Raw genomic sequence first — 23786 nt, forward strand, 5'->3', positions numbered from 1 at the left:
CCGACAAGATCGGTTCAGTCATCGGCGCCACCGCCGGTGTGCTCTCCCTGATCGTCGCCTTCCGCAGTTCCCGCGATGCCGAACGCCGACCGAAGCGGCACGGGGTGGGGCTGGTTGCCGTACTCCTGCTGGCCGGCGCCGCTCTCGGCATCCGCTTCGTGCCGGCCGCGCCGGAAGCGCTGGATTCCGTGGCCCGGTGGGCGCTGCCGGTGCTGGGCGTGATCGCCGTAGTGCTGGCGTTCCGGTTCCGGCTGGCCCGCCCCGCGCGCTTCCGGGCGAGCTGGGCGCCTGGACTGGCCGACCTGCTCACCTCGCTGCACGAAGACGTCAGCCACCAGTACCGGTTCTCCGGCTTCCACGCACCCCCACTGAGCAGGCTGTACGTGCGCCGGCGCGTCGATCGCCCACACCGGAGCCCGCCGACACCTGCTGATCGGCATCAACGACCTGCTCGACCGTCGCGCGCACGCCGTGCTGCTGGGCAGCGCCGGATCCGGCAAGTCCACCCTGGTCGCCACGATCGTCCGGGAGATCGCCGAGAACGCCCGCCACGGAAACGGACGCGTGGTGGCCGTGGCCTGTCCGGCCGCGGACCTCGCCCGGCACCAGCTCGCCGAGGCGCTCGCCGTGGCCTGCTCCCGCGACTACCGACAACCGGTCCCGGCGGCACTGTTCCAGCAGCCCCCGATGTTCGGTGGACGCTGGCAGGTGCTCATCGACGGGGTCGACGAGGTGGTCGACGCGGACGCCCGCTCCCGCACCCTGTGGCGGCTGCACGACCTGCTGGACAAAGACTCCGAGCTGCATCAAATCGTGGTGACGTCCCGTCCGCTGCCCGCGCAGGAGCTGGCAGACCTGCGCGTCACCGGCGTCGCGGAGTACGAACTGAGGCCCTTCGACCGCGCCGATCTGGCGGAGTTCGCGGCCCGCTGGTTCTCCGCACGGCAGGCCGGGCACCCGGAGGCCCCGGAACGGCGAGCGGCGATGTTCCTCGCCCGAGTTGCGGGAGCCCGGCTGGGACCGGTCGCCCGGGTGCCGCTGCTGGCGACCATCGCGGCGATGGTCTACGAGCAGGCCGAGGACCGGGCACTGCCCACCAGTCGAGCCGAACTGTACGAGCAGTTCGTCGAGTGCATGCTGGACGGTCGGGGCGAGCGGGGCGCCCCCGTACGTGGACTCGCCACGGCACTGTCCACGCGCGGCCGAGCCGGGGCCACCCTGGCTGACTGGATCGAGACCGACTTCCACGCGTACGTTCTGGCGCTGCTGCATGCCGTGGCGGCCGCCCACCTCGACGACCCGGACAGAGATCTGGTCGAGGTCGCTGTCGACTGGCTCGACCGGACCGCACCGCAGCCGTTGACCAGCGTCCTCCCCGACGCCCGGCGCATCGTCGCGGATCTTCTGCGCGCGACCGCCTTGCTGGTTCCCCGGCAGGGCCGACTCGCCTTCGTGCACCAGAGTTTCGCCGAGTTCCTGGTCACCCGCACCGCCGAGACCTCGTTCGACCCGCAGGCCTGGCTGGCCCTCGCGGCCAATCCGGGGACGCGGAGCCGGGCAGGCTTCGCTGCGGCCCAGCGCCACGATGCCGACAAGCTGGTCGGTGCGCTGCTCGACGAGAGCGGCAACGTGGTGGCGGCCGGCGACATGATCGCCGACGGCGTACGGATCGGGGAACGGTTGCGGGAACGGGTTCTCGCCGAACTCGTCCGGGCACTGGTCGACGACGGTCCCGCCGCGGGGGAGTGCCTGCGAGTGCTGCGGGAACTCAGTGTCGACGGCGACATTCTTACTCGGCTCGTTCGCGTCGCCGAGGACAGCCGAGTGGACTTCTGGATCCGGGCGGTCGTCGCCGACGCCATCGCGGACGTCGATCTGCCCACCGGTGCCCGGGCGCTGCGAGATCTGCGCCAGACCGCGCCCAGTGAGGTGGCACAGTGGATCACGGCGGCCCTGCAGACCCGCGGGATCGTCACGGGCGACAGTGAGCGGGAGGAGATCACCGCCGGGCGGCCCCGAACGGGCCAGGCGCTCGGTCGGATCGGCCGCGCAGCCCTCGCCCAACAGGCGTCGAACCCGGAGGTCGGTGAACTCCAGCGCCTCGATGCCGCGATCCGACTCTGCGCTGACGGCGAGCAAGCACCGCTGCGGGCATTCCTCGACGAGTCCGGAACGGAGCGCTTCGTCCGACTGCGGGCGGCGGTGGTCCTCGCCGACTACGGCGACGACCAGCCGCTTCGTGTGCTAGCCGCCGGCCCCGAATCCCCGCGGCCGTGGGGCGTCGGTGGCAGCGGCCCCCTTCTCGCGGCCCGTAACCTCGCTCGGCGCGATCCCGGCTCCGGCCCGGTGATCCGGCAGCTGATCTCGCGGTCCGACCTGGCGCCGTGCACGGTCCTCGCTGCCGCACTGCTGAGCGATCTGGGCGATTCGGGGGAGCTGGAACGTCTCACCCACACACCGATCGCCGAGGCTATCTGGTCGCAGTCGACAGCGGTTCCCGCGCTGCTCGGCCTCGCCGCCGCTCGCGAGGTGGGGCGCCGCGGCGTGCCGGAAAGTCTGCACCGGGCGTTGGCGGGTAACCCCGAGCCGGCAGCTCGGGCGTACCTGCTGGCCGGGTTGATGCAGCTGGGCGACCTCCAGGCCGCCCGCGACCTGGAGTTGCACCTCCGAGAGCACCGTCTGCCGGCCTGGCAGCGCGTCGAGCTGCACGGTGTGCTCGCCAGACATGGGCGGCTCGGCTCTCGCCGATGGCTACACCGCCGGGTGCGGCCGTGGCAGCCGAGCAGCCGGCGAATGGCCGCCGCCGTAGCGCTCGGCGATGATCCGGCCGCAGCGCAGACCCTCAACGCCATGGCGGGGAACCGCTGGCTGCCGGCGCGCGTCCGGGTGCGTGCTGCGGAAGCGGCATGCCGAGAACCGGCCCAGGCGGGCGCGGCACTCTCCACACTCGTCGGGCCGGCACGGGTACGGCTGACCGCGGCGACCCGGCTGGCCCGACGATTCGGCGACGAGCGGGCGATCGACCGTCTCCTCGCCGACCCGGCGATGCACGCACGGCACCGGAAGCTCCTCGTCGAATTCGTCACCGACGGGCTGAACCCGACCTGGCCGCGTACGGAACAGCAGCTTCTTGCCCACGGTGACTGGGGCAGATGGACCGCGGCAGGAACCGACCCTTTCGCACCGGGCTTCCCGTTCCCGATTCGGCCGCGGCAGCCAGCGGCCCGCGCCGCCAGCCTGCTGCGGATCGCCAACGACCCGGCGGCGGCGCCGCAGCTGCGATTGACCGCCGCTGCCGCCTGTCTCCCCGACCCCGCCGCGGCCGGCGCGCTGACCCGGCTCATCCGACAGCGGGCAGTCCGGGCGGGGACGCGCCGGCAGGCCTTGGTGACCCTCGCCGCGTGGCTGCCACAGGATGCCGAGCCGTTGGTCCGCGAAGCTGTCCGCGACCGGTGGCTGCCACGCGTCACCACCTGGCGGCTGCTGCATCGGACCGTCATCGAGCCGGACGAACCGGCGCTGGCCGCCGCGGCCTGGACCGGGTTCACCGCGATCGAGCAGGCCTGGAACGAGATCGGGGACGACTGGACCCTGCTCTCGCTGCTCCGGATAGCCGGACTGCTGCTCACCCGACCGCGCCTCGACGACTGACCAGCCGGCGTCGCGCACCTAGTCATCGTCGCGCTTTTCAGTCGGCGTCGGGCAACCGCTCAGTCGGCGTCGGGCTACCGCTCAGTCGGCGTCGGGCTACCGCTCAGTCGGCGTCGGGCTACCGCTCAGTCGGCGTCGCGGTTTAGTCGGCGTCGGGCAGGCCGATGGCGAAGGCGTCCTCGAGGTCGTGCCGAGAATAGGCGCGGAAGGCGATGTGGGACTCGGTGCCGACCACACCAGGCGTCTTCGAGATCCGCCCGGCGATCACCTCGGCGATATCGTCGAACTGCGGCACCCGCACGATCGCGATGAGATCCACATTCCCGGCGACGGAATACACCTCACTGACACCGGGCAGCTCGGCCAGCGCCTGAGCTACCTCCGGGATCGAATCGGTGGCGCAGTCGATGTGCACGATCGCGGTGTTCACGCAGGGCTCCCTCAGGTCGGCGTCGGTTCATGCTAGCGACCTGTCCCCACCGTCATCCCGTCACCGGCGCGGATCGCCGCACACAGATCCTCACCGGCGGTCACCCGGGCTCCCGGCCAGACGACGCACCGCCGAATCCGGCCCGCCACGACCGCTCCGGCCCCCACCACGGACTCGTCCACCGAACCCGACACCGTCGCATCCGGCGCGACCAGAGCACCGCCCCCGGCAGCGTGCAGATTCGCGGCCAGGTACGTCTCCGGGGTGCCGGTGTCCAGATAGCTGCCCTCGTAGGGGATCAGCTCCAGGTCGCCCGCAGCCTCAGCCGGGCGCCACACCGTGCGTACCAGGTCGGCGAACTCCGGGCTCAATTCGCGGACGTAACGCCAGGGCAGCAACGAGAAACCGGCGAACCGGCGGCCGCTGAAGCCGCCCGTGTCACCGGGCAGCACCGGCTTGGTCAGCATGCGGACCGTGTCGCCGCCCCAGCCATCCAACAGGGCAGCGATATCTTTGCCCGGCTCGCGCAGCGGATCAGCCAGGTAGGCATCGGCGTTGCCCACGAGAACACCGCGACCGTCGATCCAGCCGCGCAGCTGGCCGATGCCCCCGGACGTGCCCAGCGGCCCGTCCCGCTCGACGGACAGGTGCGCGCGGTCTCCGACGTGCGCGACGATCTGGTCAGCCAGGTAAGCCGCGTTCACCGCAACCGTTGCCGGCCCGTCGAGACCCAGCCCGGCCAGCCGGGCCAGCGCCCGGTCCAGCAGCGGCACGTTGCCGACCGGGCACAGCGCCTTCGGCACCAGGGTGGTCAGGGGACGCAGCCGCTGCCCCTCGCCGGCCGCCAGCACGACCGCCGAGACGGCCGGCTTCATGTCCGGGCGGCGAGCGGGCCGATGCCGTAGAGACCGAGCAGATTGGCCGTCGCCGGGGTCAGTCGGGGCAGATCGTCGAGGGGGAACCAGTTCGCCTCGAGAACCTCGCCGCCGTCGACGACGAGTTCGGTGGTGGAGGCGGGGACCGTACCGAAAAAGACGGTGTCCACCCACCCCTTGGCGTGCACGATCGCATTGGGGACGGCCGGGGTCAGGTCGTCCGGGTCAATGACGACGCCCGACTCCTCGCGCAGCTCACGGGCGGCGCCCACGGCCGGCTTCTCCGCCTTCTTCAGCAGGCCCGCGGGTAAACCCCAGCCCCGGCCCGGCGGCTGGCGCAGCAACAGAAGTCGCCCAGGCTCGGCGGCCTCGGAGTCGCGCACGATACACACCGCCCCCACCAGATACTTGGGGACGACAAACCGCACGATCCGCCGGCGCACACCATGCGGCAACCGGTAGAACGCCTGATATGCGGCGCCGCGCAACCGCCGAGGCATTTTCACGACCCCCAGGCTAGCCGGACCGCGCTCAGTCCTCGGCCCGGGTGCACCGATCACCAGCTGCCCGGCGAGCAGCGCCGGTCAGTCGGGGTGGTCGACCAGGGCGATGAGCTGCTCGACGACCTGGTCCGGCTCGAGGTTGCGTTCGGTTACGGCGACCAGCATGGTTTCCAGGTCGGGATAGCCCAGCTCGTCTGCCAGCCGGCGCAGCGGGACCTCGCTCGCCAGGCCGCGGTCGTGCTTGCGCAGGGTGAGGCCGATGGTGGCGCGGCCGAGACGGACCTTGTCGGCGATGCTGATGCCGGGGGCGTTCTCTTCCGCGAAGTAGCGGTTGATTTGCATCTGGGCCTGGGTCGACTTGACGAAGCCGAGCCATTCCTTGCGCGGGCCGCCGCGGCCCGGGCCGGTCGTGGTGCGGCTGTCGGTCTCGGCGAAGATTTCCACCACGTCGCCGTCGCGGAGTTGGGAGCTCAGCGGGGCGAGGCGGCCGTTGACGGTCGCGGCGAGCGTCTGGTCGCCCTGATCGGGATGGAGTTCGTACGCGAGGTCGACCGGTGTGGAACCCGCGGGCAGCTCCACGGTGCGCCCTTTGGCGAAGACGGTGATCTGTGCCTCGGCGAGATCGCAGCGCAGCGAGGCCAGGAATTGTCCCGCGTCGGTGGTGTCCTGCTCCCAGTCGAGGACTCGTTTGAGCCAGGTCAGCTGGTCGGTACCGGGGGCGGTGTCGGCGTCGGACTTGGGGTAGCGGTAGCCGGTGGCGACGCCGTACTCCGCGCAGCGGTGCATGGAGACTGTGCGGATCAGCACCTCGACCAGGCGGCCTTCGGGGCCCATGACCGTGGTGTGCAGGGACCGGTAGAGGTTGTTCTTAGGTGAGGCGATGAAGTCTTTGAAACGGCCGGCGACCGGGCGCCACTTGCCGTGGATCGCGCCGAGGGCGGCGTAGCAGTCGGTTTCTGGGCCGTCCACCACGACCGCGATGCGGGGCAGGTCGAACGGGACGGTGTGGCTTCCCGCGACCGTGTCTTTCCAGATGGAGTAGTAGTGCCGGGGCCGGGGTGTGACGTCGGCGCTGACCCGTTGCCGGCGCAGGGCCGTCCGCGCCTGGGTGGAGACGCCCGTGAGGTATTCGTCCCAGCCTGGGCGGTTGCGCACGTGGTCGTCGATGCGGGAGAACGAGTCTGGCTCGAGGTGGTACAGCACCACGTCGTCGAGGTCGCGTTTGAGGGCCTGGATGCCCAGGCGGTCGCAGAGCGGGACGAGCACGTCCAGCGTGGCCGTGGCGATGCGGGCGCGGGAGGCTGGGGAGCGGGCGTCCAGGGTGCGCATGTTGTGCAGCCGGTCGGCCAGCTTGATCACCAGGACCCGGACGTCCTTGCCGGCAGCGACGATCATCTTGCGGATGGTCTCGGCCTCGGCGACCTTGCCGTAGAACGCCTTGTCGAACTTGGTCACGCCGTCGACCAGGTGGGTCACCTCGGGGCCGAAGTCGCCGTGCAGCGTCTCCAGGGTGTAGCTGGTGTCCTCGACCGTGTCGTGCAACAGGGCCGCGACCAGGGTTGTCGTGTCCATGCCCAGCTCGGCGCAGATCTGTGCGACCGCGAGCGGGTGGGTGATGTACGGGTCGCCACTCTTGCGGAACTGGCCGCGGTGCATGTTCTCCGCGACGGCATAGCTGCGGCGCAGAACCCCGGAGTCGGCAGACGGGTGGATCGCGCGGTGCGTACGGGTCAGAGTGGTGACCGGATCGTCGTCATTGCCCTGAAAGCTCAGGAATGATCTCAGCCGCTGGGACAGCGGGGCTGTCGGCAGGGCACGTCCCAACGCGGCGCCGTGGCCGGCGTCGACGTCCACTCGGACCCCTCCTCACCGAATCACTGCGCCTAACAGATGCAGGCACCTTACGCGGTGTTGCCGTCGATTGCTCGGCAACGTCGCGGCGTGCCTTACAGCCTAAGCGAGCGGGCGTCACCCGAACGGTCAGTTACCGATGAGCGAACGGTCGAGTCTCTTCTCGACGCCGCGGCTTCGGCCCTGCTGAGCAGGGTAGTGAAGCGGGCTGCACCACGTGCCGGGGTTACCCAGTCACCGGAAGTTTCCACCAGCCGGGTGTCCGGGCGCTCCAGCCAGGCCAGGATGCGTTCACTTTCCTCAGCGGAGGCGGCCGGGACCGGACCCGGTCCGGGTAGGACCGTTTCGGCCGTCGCCCGGGCCAGGTCGAGGGTCGGCCGGGGATGCAACCGCGGTGGAGACGTCGCGGCGGCGGACAGCCGGCCGTGCCGGACCACGATGATCTCCCATCCGTACGCGTCGTTGCGCCGGGCCGCCACCAGCTCGCCGACCCGGGTGAGCGCCCCCAGCTTCTGCATCCGCACGGTGGCTCGCAGCAGCGCGACGAGCCGGGAACGGACGATGGCCGCCTCCTCGTAGCGTTGCCGGTCGGAGAGCGTCTCGATCCGGGCCATCAGAGCATCGACCAGCGGTTCCGGGTCGCCTTCGGTGGCGGTGCTGAACGGCAGGGCGGCGCTGAGGGCGTACTCGTGGGGGGTGATGCGGTGCTCGCAGGGTGCCGCGCATCGACCCAGCTCGGCCAGCGCGCAGGCGGGCGTGATCGTCCGGGTGGAGAGCTTGTGGGTGCACTGGCGCAGGGGCACCGCGTCGTAGACCCCGGCGGCGGCCAGCTCGGCGGTGCGTCGTGACGAGAACGGCCCCAGGTAGGCGGCGCCGTCGTCGGTGAGCTGACGCACCACGGACAGCCGCGGGTACGCCTCGGTGGTGAGCTTCAACCAGACGACCCGTTCCGGATATTTCGACCGGCGGTTGTACGGCGGGGCGTGCGCGGCGATGAGCCGTAACTCCCGGACCTCGGCCTCCAGCGAGTGGGCGCACTCGACGGCCTCCACCCGGGTGGCGGCGGCGATCATCTCGGACATCCGGGCCCGCTTCTCGCTCGCCGTGAAGTAGCTGCGGACCCGGGTGGCGATGTCCACCGACGTGCCGACATAGAGCGGGCGGTCGTCGGCGGCCCGGAACACGTAGACGCCGGGCACGTGCGGCAGGTCGTCGGCGAGGTGTCGTTTGCGCCGCTGGGTGGGGGTGACCGCGCGGCTGAACTCGATGGCGTCGCCGAGGGTGTGCACCTTGAAACTGCCCAGCCGCTCGATCAGCCCGTGCAGCACGTCGACGGTGGCCTTCGCGTCGTCCAGCGCCCGGTGCGTGGGCTGCACCCGGGCGCCGAAGAACTGGGCGAGCGTGCCGAGCTTGCGGTTGGGCACTTCGTCGCGGGTCAGCGCCCGCCGGGCCAGGGCGGCGGTGTCCAGCACCCGCACCTGCGGCCAGGTGTGCCCGTGTCGAGCGCAGGCGGCTTTGAGGAACCCCACGTCGTAGGGGGCGTTGTGGGCGACCAGCACGGCGCCGCGGAGAAACTCGAGCAGGCTCGGCAGGACGGCCTCGATGGGTGGCGCTGGCGCGAGCATGGCCTCGGTGATGCCGGTCAGGACGGTGATGAACGGGGGCAGCCGTTCGCCCGGGTTGACCAGGGTGCCGAGAACGCCCAGCTCTTCTCCGGCGCGTACCTTGACCGCGCCGATCTCGGTGATGCCGCCGCCGTCCGGTGCACCGCCGGTGGTCTCGAGGTCGAGCACCACGAAGGTGGTGTCCCGCAGCGACAGCGCCGCCGGGTCGACCGAGCCGTCCGCGGTCAGGAGGGTGTCCAGAGTGCCCTGGACATATGCCGGTTGTGCCACGGCGGGGAATGTAGGGGTGGGGTACGACATTCTGCCGGGTCCGTACCCGAAAAGATCGGTTGCCTCCGCAAGCTTTCCGCAGCCCACGGTGGGAGAATAAGAAAATGTCCGCGCCGCACGAGTTCACCGACCGCCCCTCCGAGGCGCCCGCCCCGGTCGAGGCGGAGGCTGGGCTTGCTCTCGAAGCGGACGACGAGGCGCCCGAGCCAGCGCTGCCGGAGGCGGTCCGGCAGCGGATCACCGCGCTGACCGCAGCCGCACTGCCGGGCTTGCCCGCCGAGGAGATCCCGGTCGCGTTGCGGCGGGTGGCCCGGTTCGCCCCGAATCGCCGGGCTCGGCTCGGCGCTGCCGCGCTCGCCGCACAGCTCACCGCCGATCCGCTCTTCCGGCAGCGCATCGGCGGCAGGGTGGTCGGTGAAGCGGGCGACCTGGGTGCCGCCGTCGCCGGGGGGACGGCGCCCGCAGCAGCAGATCCCGTCGAAGTCGCGGCTCTGGCCTACCTGGCCCGGCCGGACGGCTGGCGAACCCTGATCGAGACAGCCGGGGAATCGGTGCGTGCCGAGACGGACATCGCCGCCGCGGCCCACCAGATTCGGGACGCCGAGCAGCGGGCCGCCCGGGCCGAGCACGACCGGGCCGTCGCCAAGGTGGAGGCGGACAAGCTCCGCGACGAGCTCGCCCGGGTGCGCGAGGAACTGGGTCAACTCCGCGAGGAAGCCCGGACCACGGCCCGCGCGCTGCGCGAGACGCAGGCGGCCCACAAACGGGCCAACGACCTGCTGGCTACCGAGAAGGGTCGGGTCGCCAAGGTGGCCGCGGACCATGACGCCGAGCTACGCCGGCTGCGGACGCGCCTGTCGGAAGCGGAGGCCGCGGCCGCCTCCGGCAAGCAGAGCGCCAAGGACGCCCGAGCTGCCGACGACGCTCGCCTCTGGCTCCTGGTGGAAACGATCGGGCAGGCCGCCTCCGGGCTGCGCCGGGAGCTGGCGCTCGGCCCCGCCGACAAACTGCCCGCCGACCTGGTCGCGGAGGTTGCCGCCGACAAGCCGGGCGCCCAGGAGCGGTCCCGGCCGCGGGCACAGGACACCGACGACCCGGGTCGGCTGGACCAGTTGCTGGCCCTGCCCCGCGCGCACCTGATCGTGGACGGCTACAACGTCACCAAGCGCGGCTTCGCCGAGATGTCGCTGGAGCATCAGCGCAAACGACTCATCACCGGGCTCGGCGGCATCGCGGCGCAAACCGGCGACGAAGTCACCGTGGTGTTCGACGGTGCCGAACGCGTACACGGCCTGCCGCCCGCGCCGCGCGGTGTCCGGGTGCTGTTCTCCCGCAAGGGCGATACCGCCGACGAGCTGATCAGGCAGCTGGTCCGGGCTGAGCCGGCGGGTCGCCCGCTCGTCGTCATCTCGTCGGACCGTGAGGTCGCCGACGGGGTTCGCCGCCACGGCGCGTACCCCATGGGCGCCGATTCTCTGCTGCGCAGGCTCGCCCGGTCCTAATTATTGTCGTACCCCCTCCATAGCGTGACTGTCACCGATGGTGGTCGGTCCGCGACAGGCACTTCCCCCGGATCGCGGTGCGGCCACCGCCGGGCACGAGGAGGAAGCGATGATCATCGACTGCGGCCGCTGCCCCGGTAGGGGGCGCGGATGCGAAGGATGCCTGATCAAGGCGATGGCCGACACTCCGGACGGCATCGGCGACCTCACGCCGGGCGAGCTGCGGGCCATCGAGGTTTTCGAGCTGGCCGGCTTCGAGATCGAGCTGCTGGAGACCCCCGAACCACCCGTCGAGGTCCCGATCTACCGCCGCCACGACCACGTGGCGTGATCATGAAGGGGTGCGCCCTAGGATGGGCGGTCCCGGCACCGACCAGGATGGAGACAGGGCGTGACCCCTCGGCTGTGGGCTGCCTGCACGCTGGGCGTGCTGCTGGTCGGCCTCATCGGGTACGCCGCCGTCACGATCCCCTGGCACCGACCACCCGCACCCCGCGCCGACCAACTCGCCGCGCTGAACGATCTCCCCGCCACGCAGGTGGCGAGAGCCCGGGAGTTTCACGCCGTCCTGCGGCCCGGGGCGTACGGCGGGCTGGTCATCGGCCTGCTCGGGGCGCTGGTGCTCGGACTCACGCCGCTGGGCGCGCGGTTGGTGACGTGGGCCGGGCGCCCGTTCGGTGACCACTGGATCGCGCAGGCCGTGCTCGGCGGGCTGCTGGTCGTGCTGGCCGCCGAGGTGCTGACCCTGCCGTTCGCGGTGTGGCGGCACACGGTCCTGGTGCGCTACGGCATCTCCACCCAGACCTGGGGGCCGTGGGCGGTCGACGTGCTCAAGTCATTCGCCGTCGGCGCGGTCATCGGCGCGCTGGCCCTGCTGGGCTTCTTCACCGTCACCCGGCTGTTCCCGCGCTGGTGGTGGGCGCTGGGAGCGGCCGGCGCGGCCGCGCTCGTGGTGCTGCTGTCCTTCGTGCTGCCCGTCCTGGTGGAGCCCGTCTTCAACAAGTTCACGCCGATGGCCGCCGGGCCGCTGCGCACCGAGCTGATGGACCTCGCCGACCGCGACGGCGTACCCGTCAAAGATGTTCTGGTCGCCGACGCCTCCCGCCGCACGCGCGCGGTCAACGCCTACGTCTCGGGTTTCGGCCCGACCCGGCGCATCGTCGTCTACGACACCATGCTCACCGAGGCGACCCCCGGCGAAGTGGTGTCCGTGGCAGCGCACGAGCTGGGCCACGCCAAACGCAACGACGTGCTCACCGGCACGATCATCGGCGCGCTCGGCGCCGCCGCGGCGGTGGTGGCGCTCTACCTGCTCGGCTCGCTCGGGTGGCTGCTGCGCTGGGCCGGCGTCGACGCCATGGGCGAACCGCGGGCGATCGCGCTGCTGCTGGCGCTGGTCACCCTCGCCGGCCTCGCCGGCGGCCCGGTGCAAGCACTCGTGTCCCGCCGGGTCGAGGCCCGCGCGGACGCCCACGCACTCGCGTTGACCGAAGACCCGGCCACCTTCGAGGCCATGCAGCGCCGCCTCGGCATGATCAACCTCTCCGACCCCGACCCGCCGGCCTGGGAGTACCTCATGTCCGCCTCGCACCCGTCCACCGTCGAGCGCATGGCCGCCGCCCGCGCCTACGCCAGGGGAGAGCGGTGAGCGCGCGGACCCTGCTGGTCACCAACGACTTCCCACCCAGGCCGGGCGGGATCCAGCAGTTCGTCCACAACCTGGCGGTGCGGCAACCCGGTGGCTCGGTCGTGGTCTACGCCTCCAGCTGGCGGGGCGCCGCGAAGTTCGACGCCGAGCAGCCGTTCGAAGTGGTCCGGGAGAAAACCGGCGTGCTGCTGCCCACCCCGGCCGTCGCCCGCCGAGCCGCGGAGATTGCCCGGTCCCACGACTGCGACAGCGTCTGGTTCGGTGCCGCGGCGCCCCTGGGGCTGCTGGCCGGCGGGCTGCGCAAGCGGACCGGCATCACCCGGGCGGTGGCGCTGACCCACGGGCACGAGATCGGCTGGGCCGCCCTGCCCGGCGCCCGGCACCTGCTGCGCCGCATCGCCCGGGACAACGACGTGGTGACCTACCTGACCGAGTTCCAACGAGTGCGGCTCGACCGGGCGCTGCACGGGCTCACCTCGCTGCAGCGGCTGACGCCCGGGGTGGACATCGACGCGTACCACCCGGAGGTTGACGGGTCTGCGGTGCGGGCGAGGCACGGGCTCAGCGACCGGCCGGTCGTGGTGTGCGTGTCGCGGCTGGTGCCCCGCAAAGGCCAGGACATGCTGATCCGGGCCATGCCGCAGATCCGGCGCCGGGTGCCGGGGGCGGCGCTGCTCATTGTGGGCGGCGGGCCGTACCGGGAAAAGTTGCAGGCGCTGGCCCGGTCCGAGGACGTCGAGTCCGATGTGGTCTTCACCGGCACGGTGCCGTGGGAAGACCTGCCGGCCCACTACGCGGCCGGCGACGTCTACGCGATGCCGTGCCGGACCAGGAGCGCTGGTCTGGACGTGGAAGGCCTGGGCATCGTCTACCTGGAGGCGTCGGCCACCGGACTGCCCGTGTTGGCCGGTGACTCCGGCGGTGCACCCGACGCCGTTCGAGACGGCGAGACCGGCTATGTGGTGGGCGGCCGCGACGTGCCCGCGATCGCCGACCGGCTGGCGGGACTGCTGGCCGACCCGGCTGCCGCCCGGCGGATGGGAGCGGCCGGCCGGGCCTGGGTCGAGCGCGAATGGCGCTGGGAAACCAAGGCGGCCGAACTCACCCGCCTCACCACCATGTCGGAGAACTCATGACGTCAGCGCGCGGTGAGCTGAGCCTGCGGCCGATCACGGGACTCGACGAACTGGACCGCTTCAACCACCTGCCGTACGTCCTCAACGCCGAAATTCGTACGGACCTTGCCGAGGGCCGCCGCCGACCGGAGTGGCTCTGGCTCGCCCTGCGCGACGATCACGTGGTTGCCCGCGCGGGTTGGTGGTCGCGTCCCGGCGACGAGCAGCCGCTCATCCTGGACATCTTCGACCTGGCCGGCGACGTGGAGGACGGCGTCCGTCTGTTGCAGACAGCCCTGCCCGCGGTGGTCCCGGCGGGCACGACGCCGCCGGAGCACAGCCGATTCCTGCCGCCGGACTGGCGCGACGACCCGGCCACCCGGATCGCCGCCGAGCGGCGGATGACAGCCCTGCGCCAGGTCGGCGCCGAGCTGTTCGTCGAACGGCTCCGGCTCGAATGGCGACCCGGCGCGCCGATTCCCGCGGACAGCGGACGGCTCACCTTCCGGCCGGTCCGCGACCCAGCGGAACTGATCGGCCTCATGACACTCGTCCTAGACAGCACCCTCGACGCGCACAGCCGCGACGACCTGACCCGGATGAGCCCCGAACAGGCCGCCCACGAGCAGTACCACGGCGAACTCGCCCGCTACACCAGCCCGCACGATTGGTGGCAGGTCGCGACGCTGGCGGACGGTGAGCCGGTCGGGTTCGTGATTCCCGCGCACAACGGCTACAACCCGATCATCGCCTACGTGGGGGTGGTGCCCGCGCAGCGCGGCCGGGGCTACATTCACGACATCCTGGCAGCGGGAACCCGCCTGCTCGCCGCGCAGGACGTGCCGAGGATCCGCGCGTCCACCGACGTCGGCAACGCGCCCATGGCCGCCGCTTTCGCCCAGGCCGGCTACGTCACCTTCGAGCGTCAGATCGACATGGTCTGGCGCTAGGGAGTCGGCGGCAAGGGCAGGGGCAGCCCGGGGAGGCCGTCCAGGCTGGTCGCGATGAATTCTTTCTTCTCGAAGTACGCGCTGAGGGACTCGTCGTCCTCCCGCGCGAACCGTTTGCCGTGCAGGTCACGATCACCGTCGTAGGTCAGCAGCGGCACGGCGTAGCCGCACGAGTCGCGGATCAGCTCGGCCCGGACGACGATGATCGCGCGAAGGCCGTGCTCGGTGGGATCGATGTGGGGGAAGTGCGCGAGGAAATCCGTCCAGCGTGGATCGTCCCGGAAGACCGGCTCGCCGCGGCCGTGGAGCCGTACGATATTGGGCGGTCCCTGGAAAGCGCACCACATCAGCGTGACGCGGCCGTTCTCGCGCAGATGCGCGATGGTCTCGGCGTTGCTGCCGGCGAAGTCCAGGTAGGCCACAGTCAGCTCGTCGAGAACCGCGAAGGAGCCGACGAGCCCCTTCGGTGACAGATTGACCGTGCCCGAACCGGACAGCGGCGCCGTCGCGGTGAAAAAGATCGGTTGGGCTTCGATGAACTCCCGGAGCCGGCCGGAGATGCGCTCATGTGTCTTCCCCATGCGGGCATTCTCTGCGGGACACGCCACCGCCCGCCACCCCGGCCGGGGCAGCGGGCGGATCCGCGCGTGGTCAGAACTTCGGGGCGTCCGGCGCCTCGAGCAGGCCCAGCCGCAGCGCCGTCATCAGCGCCTGAGCCCGGTTCGCCGCGCCCAACTTCTCATACAGCTTGGAGATGTGCGTCTTGGCCGTGGACTCCGAAACGAACAGCTGCTTGGCGATGCCCGCCACGCTCATGCCGTCGGCGAGCAGGCGCAGCACCTGGCCCTCGCGCGGCGACAGCTGCGGTCCCGACGGGGCCAGCCGGCGCTTCATCGCCTCAGCCAGGTCGGCCGCCGTGAATGCGCTGGGCGCCGACGCGGCATGCCGGGCTGCCGCGACGACCTCATCGGCCGGGGCGGTCTTGGGCACGAAAGCGCTGGCCCCCGCCTCGAGCGCGCCGAAAAGCTGGTCGTCGCCGGCATACATCGTGAGGACCACGATGCCCATGTTGGCGTTGTTCTTGCGGAGCGCGCGAGTGGCTTCGAGACCGCTGCCGTCCGGCAGGCGCAGGTCCATGATCACTACGTCGGGCTGGAGCGCGCCGGCCTGGCGGACGGCCTCGGCGGCCGTGGCTGCCTCGCCGACCACCTCGAACTGGCGGTCCCGCTCGAACGCGTGCCGCAGCCCCTTACGGATCAGGTCGTGATCGTCGACGAGAAGCACCTTCGTGCGGGTCGTCGGCATCGGACTGGTCGACATGCTCGGGTTACTCCCCTTCTGGTGCGGAAACGCTATCCCGCACGCTATCGCGCCGAGCGGAGGTTCCGAGCACTACCGCAACGGTTGTCCCGCTGGGGTGTCGTGGTCTGATCTCCAGCCGGCCTCGGATACGTTCCGCCCTCTCGGCCATGATCGCAAGGCCGTAGCGCCCGTCTGGGCGGTCGTCGGCGAAGCCCTTGCCGTCGTCAGAGACCTCGATCTCCGCGTACGGCGGGTCGACCGTGCAGGTCACCCACAGATTGGACGCGCCAGCATGTTTGCGCGCGTTGGTGATCGCCTCCTGCGCGATCCGCAGCAGCTCCGCCTCGGTCGCCGCCGGCAGCCGGGCGGTGGACTCGTCGAAGGTGAAGTGCACCCGCAGCCCCGCCGAGGTACCCAGCGTGCGGGCGTACTCGGCGATCGCCGCCGCCAAACCGCCGTTGCGGTCCACCTCGGAACGCAGCTCGAACAGGCTCAGCCGCAGCTCCGTGATGACCCGGGTGACCTCGCCGCGCAGGTCCCGCAGCTCCTGGGCGGTCTCCTCCGCGCCCTCCGGCAAGGTGGCCTGCGCGTTGTCGATGCCGTACCCGACCATGACGAGTTCCTGCGCCACCCCGTCGTGAATTTCCCGGGCGAGTCGCTGACGCTCCTCATTGGTCGCCAACGAGCGCACTTCGTCGAACAGCAGCGCGGCCTCCAGCCGCAGAGCAGCCGGGCCGGTCACCTCGGTCACCCGCGCGATCACCGCAGACGGGTACGCGCTGGGCACGTCCGCCTCGAGGATCACCAAGCCGATCGTACGGACTCCCGCGACCAGCGGCACCACCAGCGACGAAGCCTCACCGCCCTGATGCGACCGGGCCTGCGACCGGGACGCGGTCTGCGGCTGCTGGGTGGCCCACGCGTCCGCAATCGCCGAGTCCGCGTCCAGTGTCACCTCCCAGTCGACCCGCTCGGCGCCGGTCTGGGCCAGGACAACCAGTCGCCCGCCGCCGCTGGCCGAAAGCACGGCCGCGCGGTGCCCGGGTGCGACGACGCGCAGCTCCTCGAGCAGGTGCTCGGAAATGCCGCCCGGGTCCAGGGTCGCGCCGGGAAGCGAACGGGCCACGCTGCGCAGTTGGGTCAGGAGCCGGGTCGCTTCCGCGTACGGCTGCGGTTTGTGCTCTGCCGGCGCCATGAGCTGCCGCATCGTGTCCGCGGCGAAGGTGACGATCGCGCCCAGCACCAGCCACTGTCCGCCCGCCGCGAGATAGCCCGGCTGGGTGATGATCGAATCGCCGTCCTCGACGATCACCCCACCGATCACCATCGCCACCGCTGCCACCCCGAGCAGCGCGGCGCCCTCGGTCGGCCGCCGCCGCAACGCCGCGGTCAACAGCGGGACCGCCAGGTACGGAAGGACCGCCTCGGCCCCGAACCCGAACGACACCGTGCCCGAGATGTTCGCGGCCATCGCGACCGACCCGGCGGCCAGCCCCGTCACCGCGACCTCAGCCACCCGGCCCAGCGGCGCAGCCACCCGGTGATGCGGCAGGAAGAACGCCGGCAGCGCCGCAACCAGCAGCAACGCGATCCAGCGCAGCTGCCCGGTGTCCTGCGTCGCGATCAGCGTGAGCGCGGCAACGAGGGCGAGCATGACGAGACGGGCGGCCACCGCGAGCGGGTGGACGCGCACGAGGACGCTGGCTGAGGCGGGCACGTGACGGATCGTAGCCGCCTCATCGGGAATCGGCCCATCGCCCGATGTGCTCGCGGGTCCGGCTCCGCTCTGGCTCCGCTCTGGCTCCGCTCTGGCTCCGCTCGGCCTAGCTTCGGTTCCGCTCGGCTTTGCTCCGGCTCTTGCTCCGGCTGTGCTCCGGTGGACGACCTTCGGCTTTACTCCGCTGGACGACCTCCGGCTTTACTCCGCTGGACGAGCTCGGGCGCCATCGGTGGGAGGCTCTTGGTCACATCCGGCGCGGCACGGGGTAGCCTGCCTGCCATGGCGGACACCTCGACGCAGTCCATCCAGGTACAGGCGCCCCTCGACCAGGTGGCCGCGGTGATCTGCGACTTCCCCCGCTACCCGGAGTGGGCGGACGCGATGAAGCGGGTGGAGGTCCTCGAAGAATACGAGGACGGCTACGCGGCCCAGGTCCGCTTCGTCATCGACGCAGGGCCGCTCTCCGACGATTACACCCTCGAGTACGCGTACGCCGAGGACCTGTCCCGCATCGAATGGCACCTCGTCGCGCCGTCCAAGATGCAGAAGACCCTGACCGGCTCGTACGACCTGGTCGAGGCCGCCGACGGCACGACGACGGTGACGTACTCCCTCGAGGTGGAACTCATCATCGGCATGATCGGCATGCTGAAACGCAAAGCCGAGAAAATGATCATGGATACGGCACTCAAGGAGCTCAAGCGCCGCGTCGAAGCCCTCGCCCGCTCCTGACGCTGCCCCGATCCCGCTTGTTGTCGCGGCAAGGTCGGGCTGGCCGTTGCGGTAACGGTTCGCCTGGTCATGGGCGGGTCCGGCTGGGTTTGGGGGCGGGTCCGGCTGGTTGTGGGGGCGGGTCCGGCTGGTTGTGGTGGCGGGTCCGGCTGGTTGTGGTGGCGGATTCCCCTCGTCGTTGCGGCGAAGGCCAGGCTGGCTTGGTGGCGGGTCTCGCTGGTCACGGGCGGTGAGTCCGGCTGGTCGTAGTGGCGGGTCTCGCTGGTGCTCGTGACGTGTCCCACCCGGGTCGTCGTCGTGTGCCGGTGGCGTCGCGATCCGGACTGGGATCGCGGTCATGGTTGGGCGGGGTGCCATGTTCGGCGCTTCGGCGTCGGGAACGGTCGGACCTGCGAGCAGTTGTCCACAGCGGTGCGGTTATCCACAACCGCGACCTGGCGCCGGCGGCATTGTGCGGGCGGCGGCACAATAGCGGCGAACGTCCATTGCGGCGGCGGCGTGGCGCGCCGCCACTGGCGGCACGACGGCAGGGAGCAGCGCGATGACAGGGACCACCGGGTCGGCCCGCGAGGAAGCCGAGCGGCTCGTCGCCGCCCTGCTCGCTCGAGCCACGCAAAGCGGTCGCGGCGGCCTGGGTGATCTGCTCGGCCCATTCCTTTCCGGTACGGGCACACCGCACCACAAAAGCAGCACCGGCTGGGCCACCGGCACGGCCGAATGCTGCGTCTGCCCCATCTGCCGAGCGATAGCCGCCCTCCGTGATCCCACCCCCGAAACCGCCGAACGCCTCGCCACCGGCGCCGCCGACCTGGCCGGCGGCGTAGCCACCCTGATGCGTGGCCTCTCCGCCATCGTCGGCGCCACCACCGTCACCCCACGCCCGACGCCCACCGCCGACCCCCCATCCGCGCCGCGCCCCCAACCCACCCCAGACCAGGCCTGGTCCACCGCCACCCGCGCGGCCCACAACTCTCCTGCGCGAGGCTCCAGTGCCGAAACTCGGCCGGATGCACAGCCAGGCAGAGTCGACGACGCTGACCCATGGGCCGCCGCGGTTCGCGCACCTGCCCCACCGCGTTCGCCGGCCCCACCTCGGCCCACCGCTTCGCCTCGTCCGCTGGTTCCGGAGAGTGCCGCCGAAAGCTCGGCCGCAGTGCAGGCAACCGACGACGCTTGGCCGGAGTCAGCCGACGCGGGCCAGGGGAGCACCCGACCCAGGGACCCCTGGGCTGCAGCAACTCGCAGTGCTCCCCGGCGAGACAAACCGGCCCGATCGGACAGCGGACCCCGGCAAAGCAGCGCCCACACCGACGACGCGGAGGGGCCGGGCGGCGCGGAGGGGCCGGGCGGCGCGGAGGGGCCGGGCGGCGCGGTTGCGTCGGGCAATGTGGTGGGGCAGCAGGACGATGCGGTTCGGCAGGACGATGCGGTTCGGCAGGACGATGCGGTTCGGCAGGACGATGCGGTTCGGCAGGACGATGCGGTTCGGCAGGACGATGCGGCTGTGCGCGGAACCTCGGTTTCGCCCGACGCCCGCGAAGCTGGGGCGCGGCAGCCGGGATCGGATGATGACGGGTCGCGTTCCCGTTGATCGGGCACGCCGGTGCTGCTTGTGGGGACGCCTCGACCCGTACCTGAAGGATTCGTTGAAGCGCACCCAGCCGGCGGACCGCGACAAGGCTGCGCGATGGAACGAGGGCGGGATGACGCAGACGGGGATTCGCGGGAGGAAAGCGCCGTGGCGAGATCGGATGGCGTAGATCATGATGAAGCGCCGTAGGCGGATGAGTGGGACTAAGGGGGCACGGTGACGCTGACCATCGGGATCGACGTCGGCGGCACGAAGGTGGCCGGCGGGGTGGTCGACGATCAGGGCCGAGTGATCGCGCAGACGCGGCGGGAGACGCCGGCGGAGGATCCGGCGGGGACGCGGGACACGATCGTGGCGGTGGCCGCCGAGTTGGCGGCGCAGTATCCGGCGGCGAAGGCGGTCGGCATCGGGGCTGCGGCCTGGATTGATGCGGCCGGGGCAACGGTGCTGTTCGCGCCGAACCTGGCGTGGCGGGACGAGCCGGTGCGCGATCACGTGGCGAAGGCCGTGGGGCTGCCGACCGTGCTGGAGAACGACGCGAACGTGGCCGCCTGGGCGGAGTTCCGGTTCGGGGCGGCGCGGGCTGCCGACGACTCGATGGTGATGATCACGGTCGGGACCGGGATCGGTGGTGGGATTGTTCTGGGCGGTGGGCTGTGGCGTGGCGCGAACGGGATCGCGGGCGAGCTGGGTCATATTCAATCCGTGAACGGTGGTCATCCCTGCGGCTGCGGTCGGCTGGGTTGTCTCGAGCAGTACGCGAGCGGTAATGCGCTGGTGCGGTTCGCGCGGGCCGGTGCGCGGCAGGAGCCCGGGCGGGCCGGGGCGCTGCTGGAACTCGCGGGCGGTGATCCGGAGCTGATCAGCGGCCGGATGATCACCGAGGCGGCGCAGCGGGGCGACGGGGTGGCCCGGGACGCGTTCGCGCAGATCGGGTACTGGCTGGGGGTGGCGATGGCCGATCTGGCCCAGACGTTCGATCCGCAGGTGCTGGTGGTTGGTGGCGGCGTCATCGATGCGGGGGAGCTGCTGATGGGGCCGACGGAACGGACCTATCGGGAACAACTGGCCCAACGTAACCGGTTCCCGGTCGCCGAGATCAAGGCCGCGGAGACCGGTAACACCGCTGGGGTGCTCGGGGCGGCCGACTTGGCTCGGCGGATCTGAAGGAGACGACGTGTCCGGGGTCCCGCTGCGGGTGCTGAGCTACAACGTGCACGGTCTGCGTGACGACCGGGCGGCCCTGATCGAGCTGGTCCGCGCGGCCGCCCCGGATGTGGTCATCGTGCAGGAGGCGCCGCGGCGGTGGCGGTGGCGGCACAAGTGTGCGGCCCTGGCCGATGACTTCGGCATGGTGGTCGCGGCGGGTGGGCTGCCGTCGCTGGGCAATCTGCTGCTGGTGAGCCTGCGGGTGCGGGTGCACGACACCTGGTGCCTGCGCTATCCGTTGACGCCGGGCCGGCACTTGCGCGGGGCGGCGTTCGCTCGCTGCTCGGTGCGCGGCGGGCAGTTCACCGTCTCCGGTTCGCATCTCGCCACCGACCCCGCCGAGCGTCCCGACCAGGCGGCGCAGTGGAAAGCGGCGCTGTCTGTCGTGGAGGGTCCGTTGATCGCGGGCGGCGACCTCAACGAGGGGCCGGGTGGGGGAGCCTGGCGGACCGTCGCCGACGGGTTGGTGGACACCGGCGGGCGGGGTGGGGGTGCGGCGCTGACCTTCCCGGCGACCCTGCCGCGACAGCGCCTCGACGGACTCTTCGTCTCCGCGGACATCGAGGTCGCCCGCTACGACGTGATCGACTCCGACGTCGCCCGGCGGGCCAGCGACCACCTGCCGGTCTGTGCGGATCTTTTGCTGCCGACCGATTGAGGCTGCCCGCGGGTTCTGCGAGGATGCCTCGATGCACGACACCCCGGATCTCGCCGACCGGCACGACGCGGTCTGTGTGATCGGTGCCGGCGGGAGCGGCCTCGCGGCCCTGAAGAACCTGCGCGAGCAGGGATTCTCCGTGGACTGCTATGAGCGGGAGACGTCCGTCGGTGGCGCGTGGAACTGGCGCCACGATCGCAGCCCGGTGGCGGCGGGCACCCACCTGGTGACGTCCCGGCCGCTGACCGAGTTTCCCGACTTCCCGATGCCGGACGACTGGCCGGACTATCCGCACCACAGTCGGTTCCTGGCCTACCTCGAACGCTACGCCGATCATTTCGGGCTGCGCGACAGCATCTGGTTCGGGACCGAGGTGGTGGCGGTGACGCCGGTCGGCGACGGCCGGTGGGACGTCACCACCCGCGGCACCGGCGGCGGGGACGAGCGCATCCAGCGGTACGCGGCCGTGGTGGTCGCGACCGGCCACCTCTGGTCACCGAAGCCGTGGGACGTGGACGTGTCCGGCTACCGGGGGCAGGTTCTGCACGCCTCCGCCTGCAAGGACCCGGCGCAGCTGCGCGGCCGGAAAGTGCTGGTGGTCGGCGGCGGCAACACCGGCTGCGACCTCGCCGTGGCTGCCGCCCCACAAGCCGACACGGTGTGGCACTCGACCCGACGCGGCTACTGGTACGCGCCCGCCTACGTGTTCGGCCGCCCCGCCGACCAAATCGCCGCGTTGCTGCAGCGGTGGCGGCTGCCCCTGCGTGTCCGGCAGTGGATCTACGCGCGGACGGTGCGGCTCACCACCGGCGACGGCTCCCGCTTCGGGCTGCCGGCGCCGGACCACCGGCCGTACGAGAGCCATCCGGTGGTGAACAGTCAGCTCGTTCTCCACGTGGGCCAGGGTCGGATCAGCCCGATGCCGGACGTCGTGCGGTGCAGCGGCACCACGGTCGAGTTTGCGGACGGGCGCCGCGTCGACCCTGACCTGGTCGTCCTCGCGACCGGCTATCTGCCGCGGTTCGACTTCCTCGCGCCGGAGCTGCTCGACGCCGACGCGGACGGCAAGCCCGATCTGCACCTGCACGCGTTTGCCCGGCGGCATCCGACCCTGGCCGTGGTCGGCCTCGTCCAAGCCGACGGTGGACTGCTGCCGGTGGCCCATTGGCAGAGTGTGGCTGTCGCCCGCTGGCTGCGGCTGCGCCGGGAGAGCCCGGACCGGGCCGCGGCGGTGCAGCAGCAGGAGTCGACGCGGCCGCTGCGCTCGTGGGTGCGGCAGCGGATGGTCCCGTCGTCCCGGCACTGGTTCGAGGTGAGCTTCGTCAGCTATCTGCGCGCCCTCGAAGGCCTGCTGGAACGGCTGGAGCGGGCATGATCGTGCGGTTCGCGGACTGGACCCGCCCGGTGCCGCCGGTGCGTCGGGAGGTGCTCAGCGCCCTGCCCCACCCCGACGAGGGTCGTCCGCCGCTGCTGTTCGTGCCGGGGCTCGGACATGGCGCCTGGGCTTTCCGGGAGCATTGGCTCGGTCACGTGGCCGAGCGGGGCTTTCCGGCGTACGCCCTCAGTCCGCGAAAGAACGGGACACTGCGGGCGTACGCGCATGATGTGGTGCAGGCCGCCGCTGCCTTGCCTCGGCAGGCGGTGCTGGTGGGCCACGGCACCGGTGCCCTCGTCGTCGCGCATGCGCTGGGCCGCTATCCCGCCCGGGCCGCCGTGTTGGCTGCCCCGGTGGTGCACGGCTGGTCTGCGCTGGGCGCCATGCTGCGTGCCAACCCGGTCGGCACGCTGCCGGCCCTGTTCGGCGGGCACCTTTCCCTCGCCGCTGGGCAGCTCTTCGGCGAAGAATCCACGGCAGTCGACGCGACCGTCGCCCGTCTGGTGCGGACGCCCGCCGCGACCTGCCGTTCCCTGCTGCGGGCGCCCGAGCCGGGCCGCCCGGTGGGGGCACCGCCGGTGCTGGTGTTGGGTAGTCCGGACGACCGGATCGTCACCCGGGCGGCACTGGATCGGGCGGCGGCCCGGCACGGTGGTGGCGCCCCGCTGCTGTTCCCAGGCATGGGGCACGCGCTGATGCTGGAAACTCGCTGGAAGGAGCCTGTGGATGCCCTCCTGGACTGGCTCGTGAAGGAGCTCGCACGGTAGGAACCTTGACTG

At 71.5% G+C, this 23786-nt stretch carries 20 protein-coding genes and 1 pseudogene; 12 read left to right on the forward strand and 9 right to left on the reverse strand.

Features of this window, described 5'->3' with window-relative positions; translation table 11 throughout:
• Positions 1–14: 14 nt before the first annotated feature.
• On the reverse strand, positions 15–335 hold the full coding sequence (locus ACIA1L_RS05480; protein ID WP_396071298.1) for a hypothetical protein: 321 nt from the start codon (positions 333–335) through the stop codon (positions 15–17).
• 136 nt (positions 336–471) lie between these two features.
• Here ACIA1L_RS05480 and ACIA1L_RS05485 point away from each other — a divergent pair, with 136 nt between their 5' ends.
• Entirely contained in the window at positions 472–3651 is a 3180-nt protein-coding gene (locus tag ACIA1L_RS05485; protein WP_396071299.1) for an NACHT domain-containing protein, read from the forward strand.
• 142 nt (positions 3652–3793) lie between these two features.
• On the opposite strand, the gene ACIA1L_RS05490 is transcribed toward ACIA1L_RS05485, so the two are convergent.
• The 5 genes from ACIA1L_RS05490 to ACIA1L_RS05510 all read right to left on the reverse strand — a co-directional run bounded on the left by ACIA1L_RS05490 (position 3794) and on the right by ACIA1L_RS05510 (position 9205).
• Positions 3794–4081 (reverse strand): Lrp/AsnC family transcriptional regulator, encoded by a 288-nt coding sequence (locus tag ACIA1L_RS05490; protein WP_189201987.1) that lies wholly within the window; start codon positions 4079–4081, stop codon positions 3794–3796.
• Between the two features lie 32 nt (positions 4082–4113).
• Positions 4114–4956, reverse strand: a complete 843-nt coding sequence (locus tag ACIA1L_RS05495; protein WP_396071300.1) for a sugar phosphate nucleotidyltransferase — start codon at positions 4954–4956, stop codon at positions 4114–4116.
• Positions 4953–5456, reverse strand: a complete 504-nt coding sequence (locus ACIA1L_RS05500) for an NUDIX hydrolase (protein ID WP_396071765.1) — start codon at positions 5454–5456, stop codon at positions 4953–4955. The genes ACIA1L_RS05495 and ACIA1L_RS05500 overlap by 4 nt, the downstream gene beginning before the upstream one ends.
• Before the next feature lie 84 nt (positions 5457–5540).
• A complete protein-coding gene (locus ACIA1L_RS05505; RefSeq protein ID WP_396071301.1) occupies positions 5541–7313 on the reverse strand; it encodes a RelA/SpoT family protein in 1773 nt (590 codons plus the stop codon).
• Between the two features lie 92 nt (positions 7314–7405).
• The gene (locus ACIA1L_RS05510; RefSeq protein WP_396071302.1) at positions 7406–9205 is read right to left on the reverse strand and encodes a DEDD exonuclease domain-containing protein; all 1800 of its coding nucleotides are present in this window, start codon (positions 9203–9205) and stop codon (positions 7406–7408) included.
• A gap of 104 nt (positions 9206–9309) precedes the next feature.
• Here ACIA1L_RS05510 and ACIA1L_RS05515 point away from each other — a divergent pair, with 104 nt between their 5' ends.
• The 5 genes from ACIA1L_RS05515 (at position 9310) to ACIA1L_RS05535 (ending at position 14420) form a co-directional block, all read left to right on the forward strand.
• A complete protein-coding gene (locus ACIA1L_RS05515; protein WP_396071303.1) occupies positions 9310–10707 on the forward strand; it encodes an NYN domain-containing protein in 1398 nt (465 codons plus the stop codon).
• Between the two features lie 175 nt (positions 10708–10882).
• Entirely contained in the window at positions 10883–11038 is a 156-nt protein-coding gene (locus tag ACIA1L_RS05520; RefSeq protein ID WP_396071304.1) for a hypothetical protein, read from the forward strand.
• Between the two features lie 60 nt (positions 11039–11098).
• Complete coding sequence (locus tag ACIA1L_RS05525; protein ID WP_396071305.1) at positions 11099–12355, forward strand: M48 family metallopeptidase; 1257 nt, start codon at positions 11099–11101, stop codon at positions 12353–12355.
• Entirely contained in the window at positions 12352–13491 is a 1140-nt protein-coding gene (locus ACIA1L_RS05530) for a glycosyltransferase family 4 protein (protein WP_396071306.1), read from the forward strand. Before ACIA1L_RS05525 ends, ACIA1L_RS05530 begins: the two co-directional genes overlap by 4 nt.
• Entirely contained in the window at positions 13488–14420 is a 933-nt protein-coding gene (locus ACIA1L_RS05535) for a GNAT family N-acetyltransferase (RefSeq protein WP_396071307.1), read from the forward strand. Before ACIA1L_RS05530 ends, ACIA1L_RS05535 begins: the two co-directional genes overlap by 4 nt.
• On the opposite strand, the gene ACIA1L_RS05540 is transcribed toward ACIA1L_RS05535, so the two are convergent.
• The 3 genes from ACIA1L_RS05540 to ACIA1L_RS05550 all read right to left on the reverse strand — a co-directional run bounded on the left by ACIA1L_RS05540 (position 14417) and on the right by ACIA1L_RS05550 (position 17439).
• The gene (locus ACIA1L_RS05540) at positions 14417–15001 is read right to left on the reverse strand and encodes a pyridoxamine 5'-phosphate oxidase family protein (protein WP_396071308.1); all 585 of its coding nucleotides are present in this window, start codon (positions 14999–15001) and stop codon (positions 14417–14419) included. The genes ACIA1L_RS05535 and ACIA1L_RS05540 overlap by 4 nt on opposite strands.
• Positions 15002–15071: 70 nt before the next feature.
• Positions 15072–15740 (reverse strand): response regulator, encoded by a 669-nt coding sequence (locus ACIA1L_RS05545; RefSeq protein WP_023359837.1) that lies wholly within the window; start codon positions 15738–15740, stop codon positions 15072–15074.
• Between the two features lie 7 nt (positions 15741–15747).
• Positions 15748–17439, reverse strand: coding sequence for a GAF domain-containing sensor histidine kinase (locus tag ACIA1L_RS05550; RefSeq protein ID WP_396071309.1), 1692 nt, complete (start codon positions 17437–17439; stop codon positions 15748–15750).
• Positions 17440–17721: 282 nt separating this feature from the next.
• Between ACIA1L_RS05550 and ACIA1L_RS05555 the strand changes: the two genes are divergently transcribed.
• The 6 genes and pseudogenes from ACIA1L_RS05555 to ACIA1L_RS05580 all read left to right on the forward strand — a co-directional run bounded on the left by ACIA1L_RS05555 (position 17722) and on the right by ACIA1L_RS05580 (position 23774).
• On the forward strand, positions 17722–18174 hold the full coding sequence (locus tag ACIA1L_RS05555) for an SRPBCC family protein (RefSeq protein ID WP_396071310.1): 453 nt from the start codon (positions 17722–17724) through the stop codon (positions 18172–18174).
• 541 nt (positions 18175–18715) lie between these two features.
• Positions 18716–19312 (forward strand): annotated as a pseudogene (locus tag ACIA1L_RS05560) (hypothetical protein); the annotation flags it as partial.
• A 669-nt stretch (positions 19313–19981) separates the two neighbouring features.
• Positions 19982–20932, forward strand: a complete 951-nt coding sequence (locus ACIA1L_RS05565; protein ID WP_396071311.1) for an ROK family glucokinase — start codon at positions 19982–19984, stop codon at positions 20930–20932.
• Between the two features lie 10 nt (positions 20933–20942).
• Positions 20943–21632 carry an endonuclease/exonuclease/phosphatase family protein gene (locus ACIA1L_RS05570; RefSeq protein WP_396071312.1) on the forward strand — a complete coding sequence of 230 codons (690 nt, stop codon included), beginning with the start codon at positions 20943–20945 and terminating at the stop codon, positions 21630–21632.
• A gap of 31 nt (positions 21633–21663) precedes the next feature.
• A complete protein-coding gene (locus tag ACIA1L_RS05575) occupies positions 21664–23007 on the forward strand; it encodes a flavin-containing monooxygenase (protein ID WP_396071313.1) in 1344 nt (447 codons plus the stop codon).
• Positions 23004–23774, forward strand: coding sequence for an alpha/beta hydrolase (locus tag ACIA1L_RS05580; protein WP_396071314.1), 771 nt, complete (start codon positions 23004–23006; stop codon positions 23772–23774). Before ACIA1L_RS05575 ends, ACIA1L_RS05580 begins: the two co-directional genes overlap by 4 nt.
• Positions 23775–23786 lie beyond the last annotated feature (12 nt).

It is taken from the genome of Actinoplanes sp. NPDC051859, assembly GCF_044452725.1.
Taxonomy (GTDB): Bacteria; Actinomycetota; Actinomycetes; order Mycobacteriales; family Micromonosporaceae; genus Actinoplanes.

Coding starts and splice junctions, on each gene's coding strand:
- ACIA1L_RS05540 (WP_396071308.1), bottom strand. CDS start 15,001: ATGGGGAAGACACATGAGCGCATCTCCGGCCGGCTCCGGGAGTTCATC.
- ACIA1L_RS05495 (WP_396071300.1), bottom strand. CDS start 4,956: ATGAAGCCGGCCGTCTCGGCGGTCGTGCTGGCGGCCGGCGAGGGGCAG.
- ACIA1L_RS05515 (WP_396071303.1), top strand. CDS start 9,310: ATGTCCGCGCCGCACGAGTTCACCGACCGCCCCTCCGAGGCGCCCGCC.
- ACIA1L_RS05520 (WP_396071304.1), top strand. CDS start 10,883: ATGGCCGACACTCCGGACGGCATCGGCGACCTCACGCCGGGCGAGCTG.
- ACIA1L_RS05580 (WP_396071314.1), top strand. CDS start 23,004: ATGATCGTGCGGTTCGCGGACTGGACCCGCCCGGTGCCGCCGGTGCGT.
- ACIA1L_RS05555 (WP_396071310.1), top strand. CDS start 17,722: ATGGCGGACACCTCGACGCAGTCCATCCAGGTACAGGCGCCCCTCGAC.
- ACIA1L_RS05575 (WP_396071313.1), top strand. CDS start 21,664: ATGCACGACACCCCGGATCTCGCCGACCGGCACGACGCGGTCTGTGTG.
- ACIA1L_RS05545 (WP_023359837.1), bottom strand. CDS start 15,740: ATGTCGACCAGTCCGATGCCGACGACCCGCACGAAGGTGCTTCTCGTC.
- ACIA1L_RS05500 (WP_396071765.1), bottom strand. CDS start 5,456: ATGCCTCGGCGGTTGCGCGGCGCCGCATATCAGGCGTTCTACCGGTTG.
- ACIA1L_RS05535 (WP_396071307.1), top strand. CDS start 13,488: ATGACGTCAGCGCGCGGTGAGCTGAGCCTGCGGCCGATCACGGGACTC.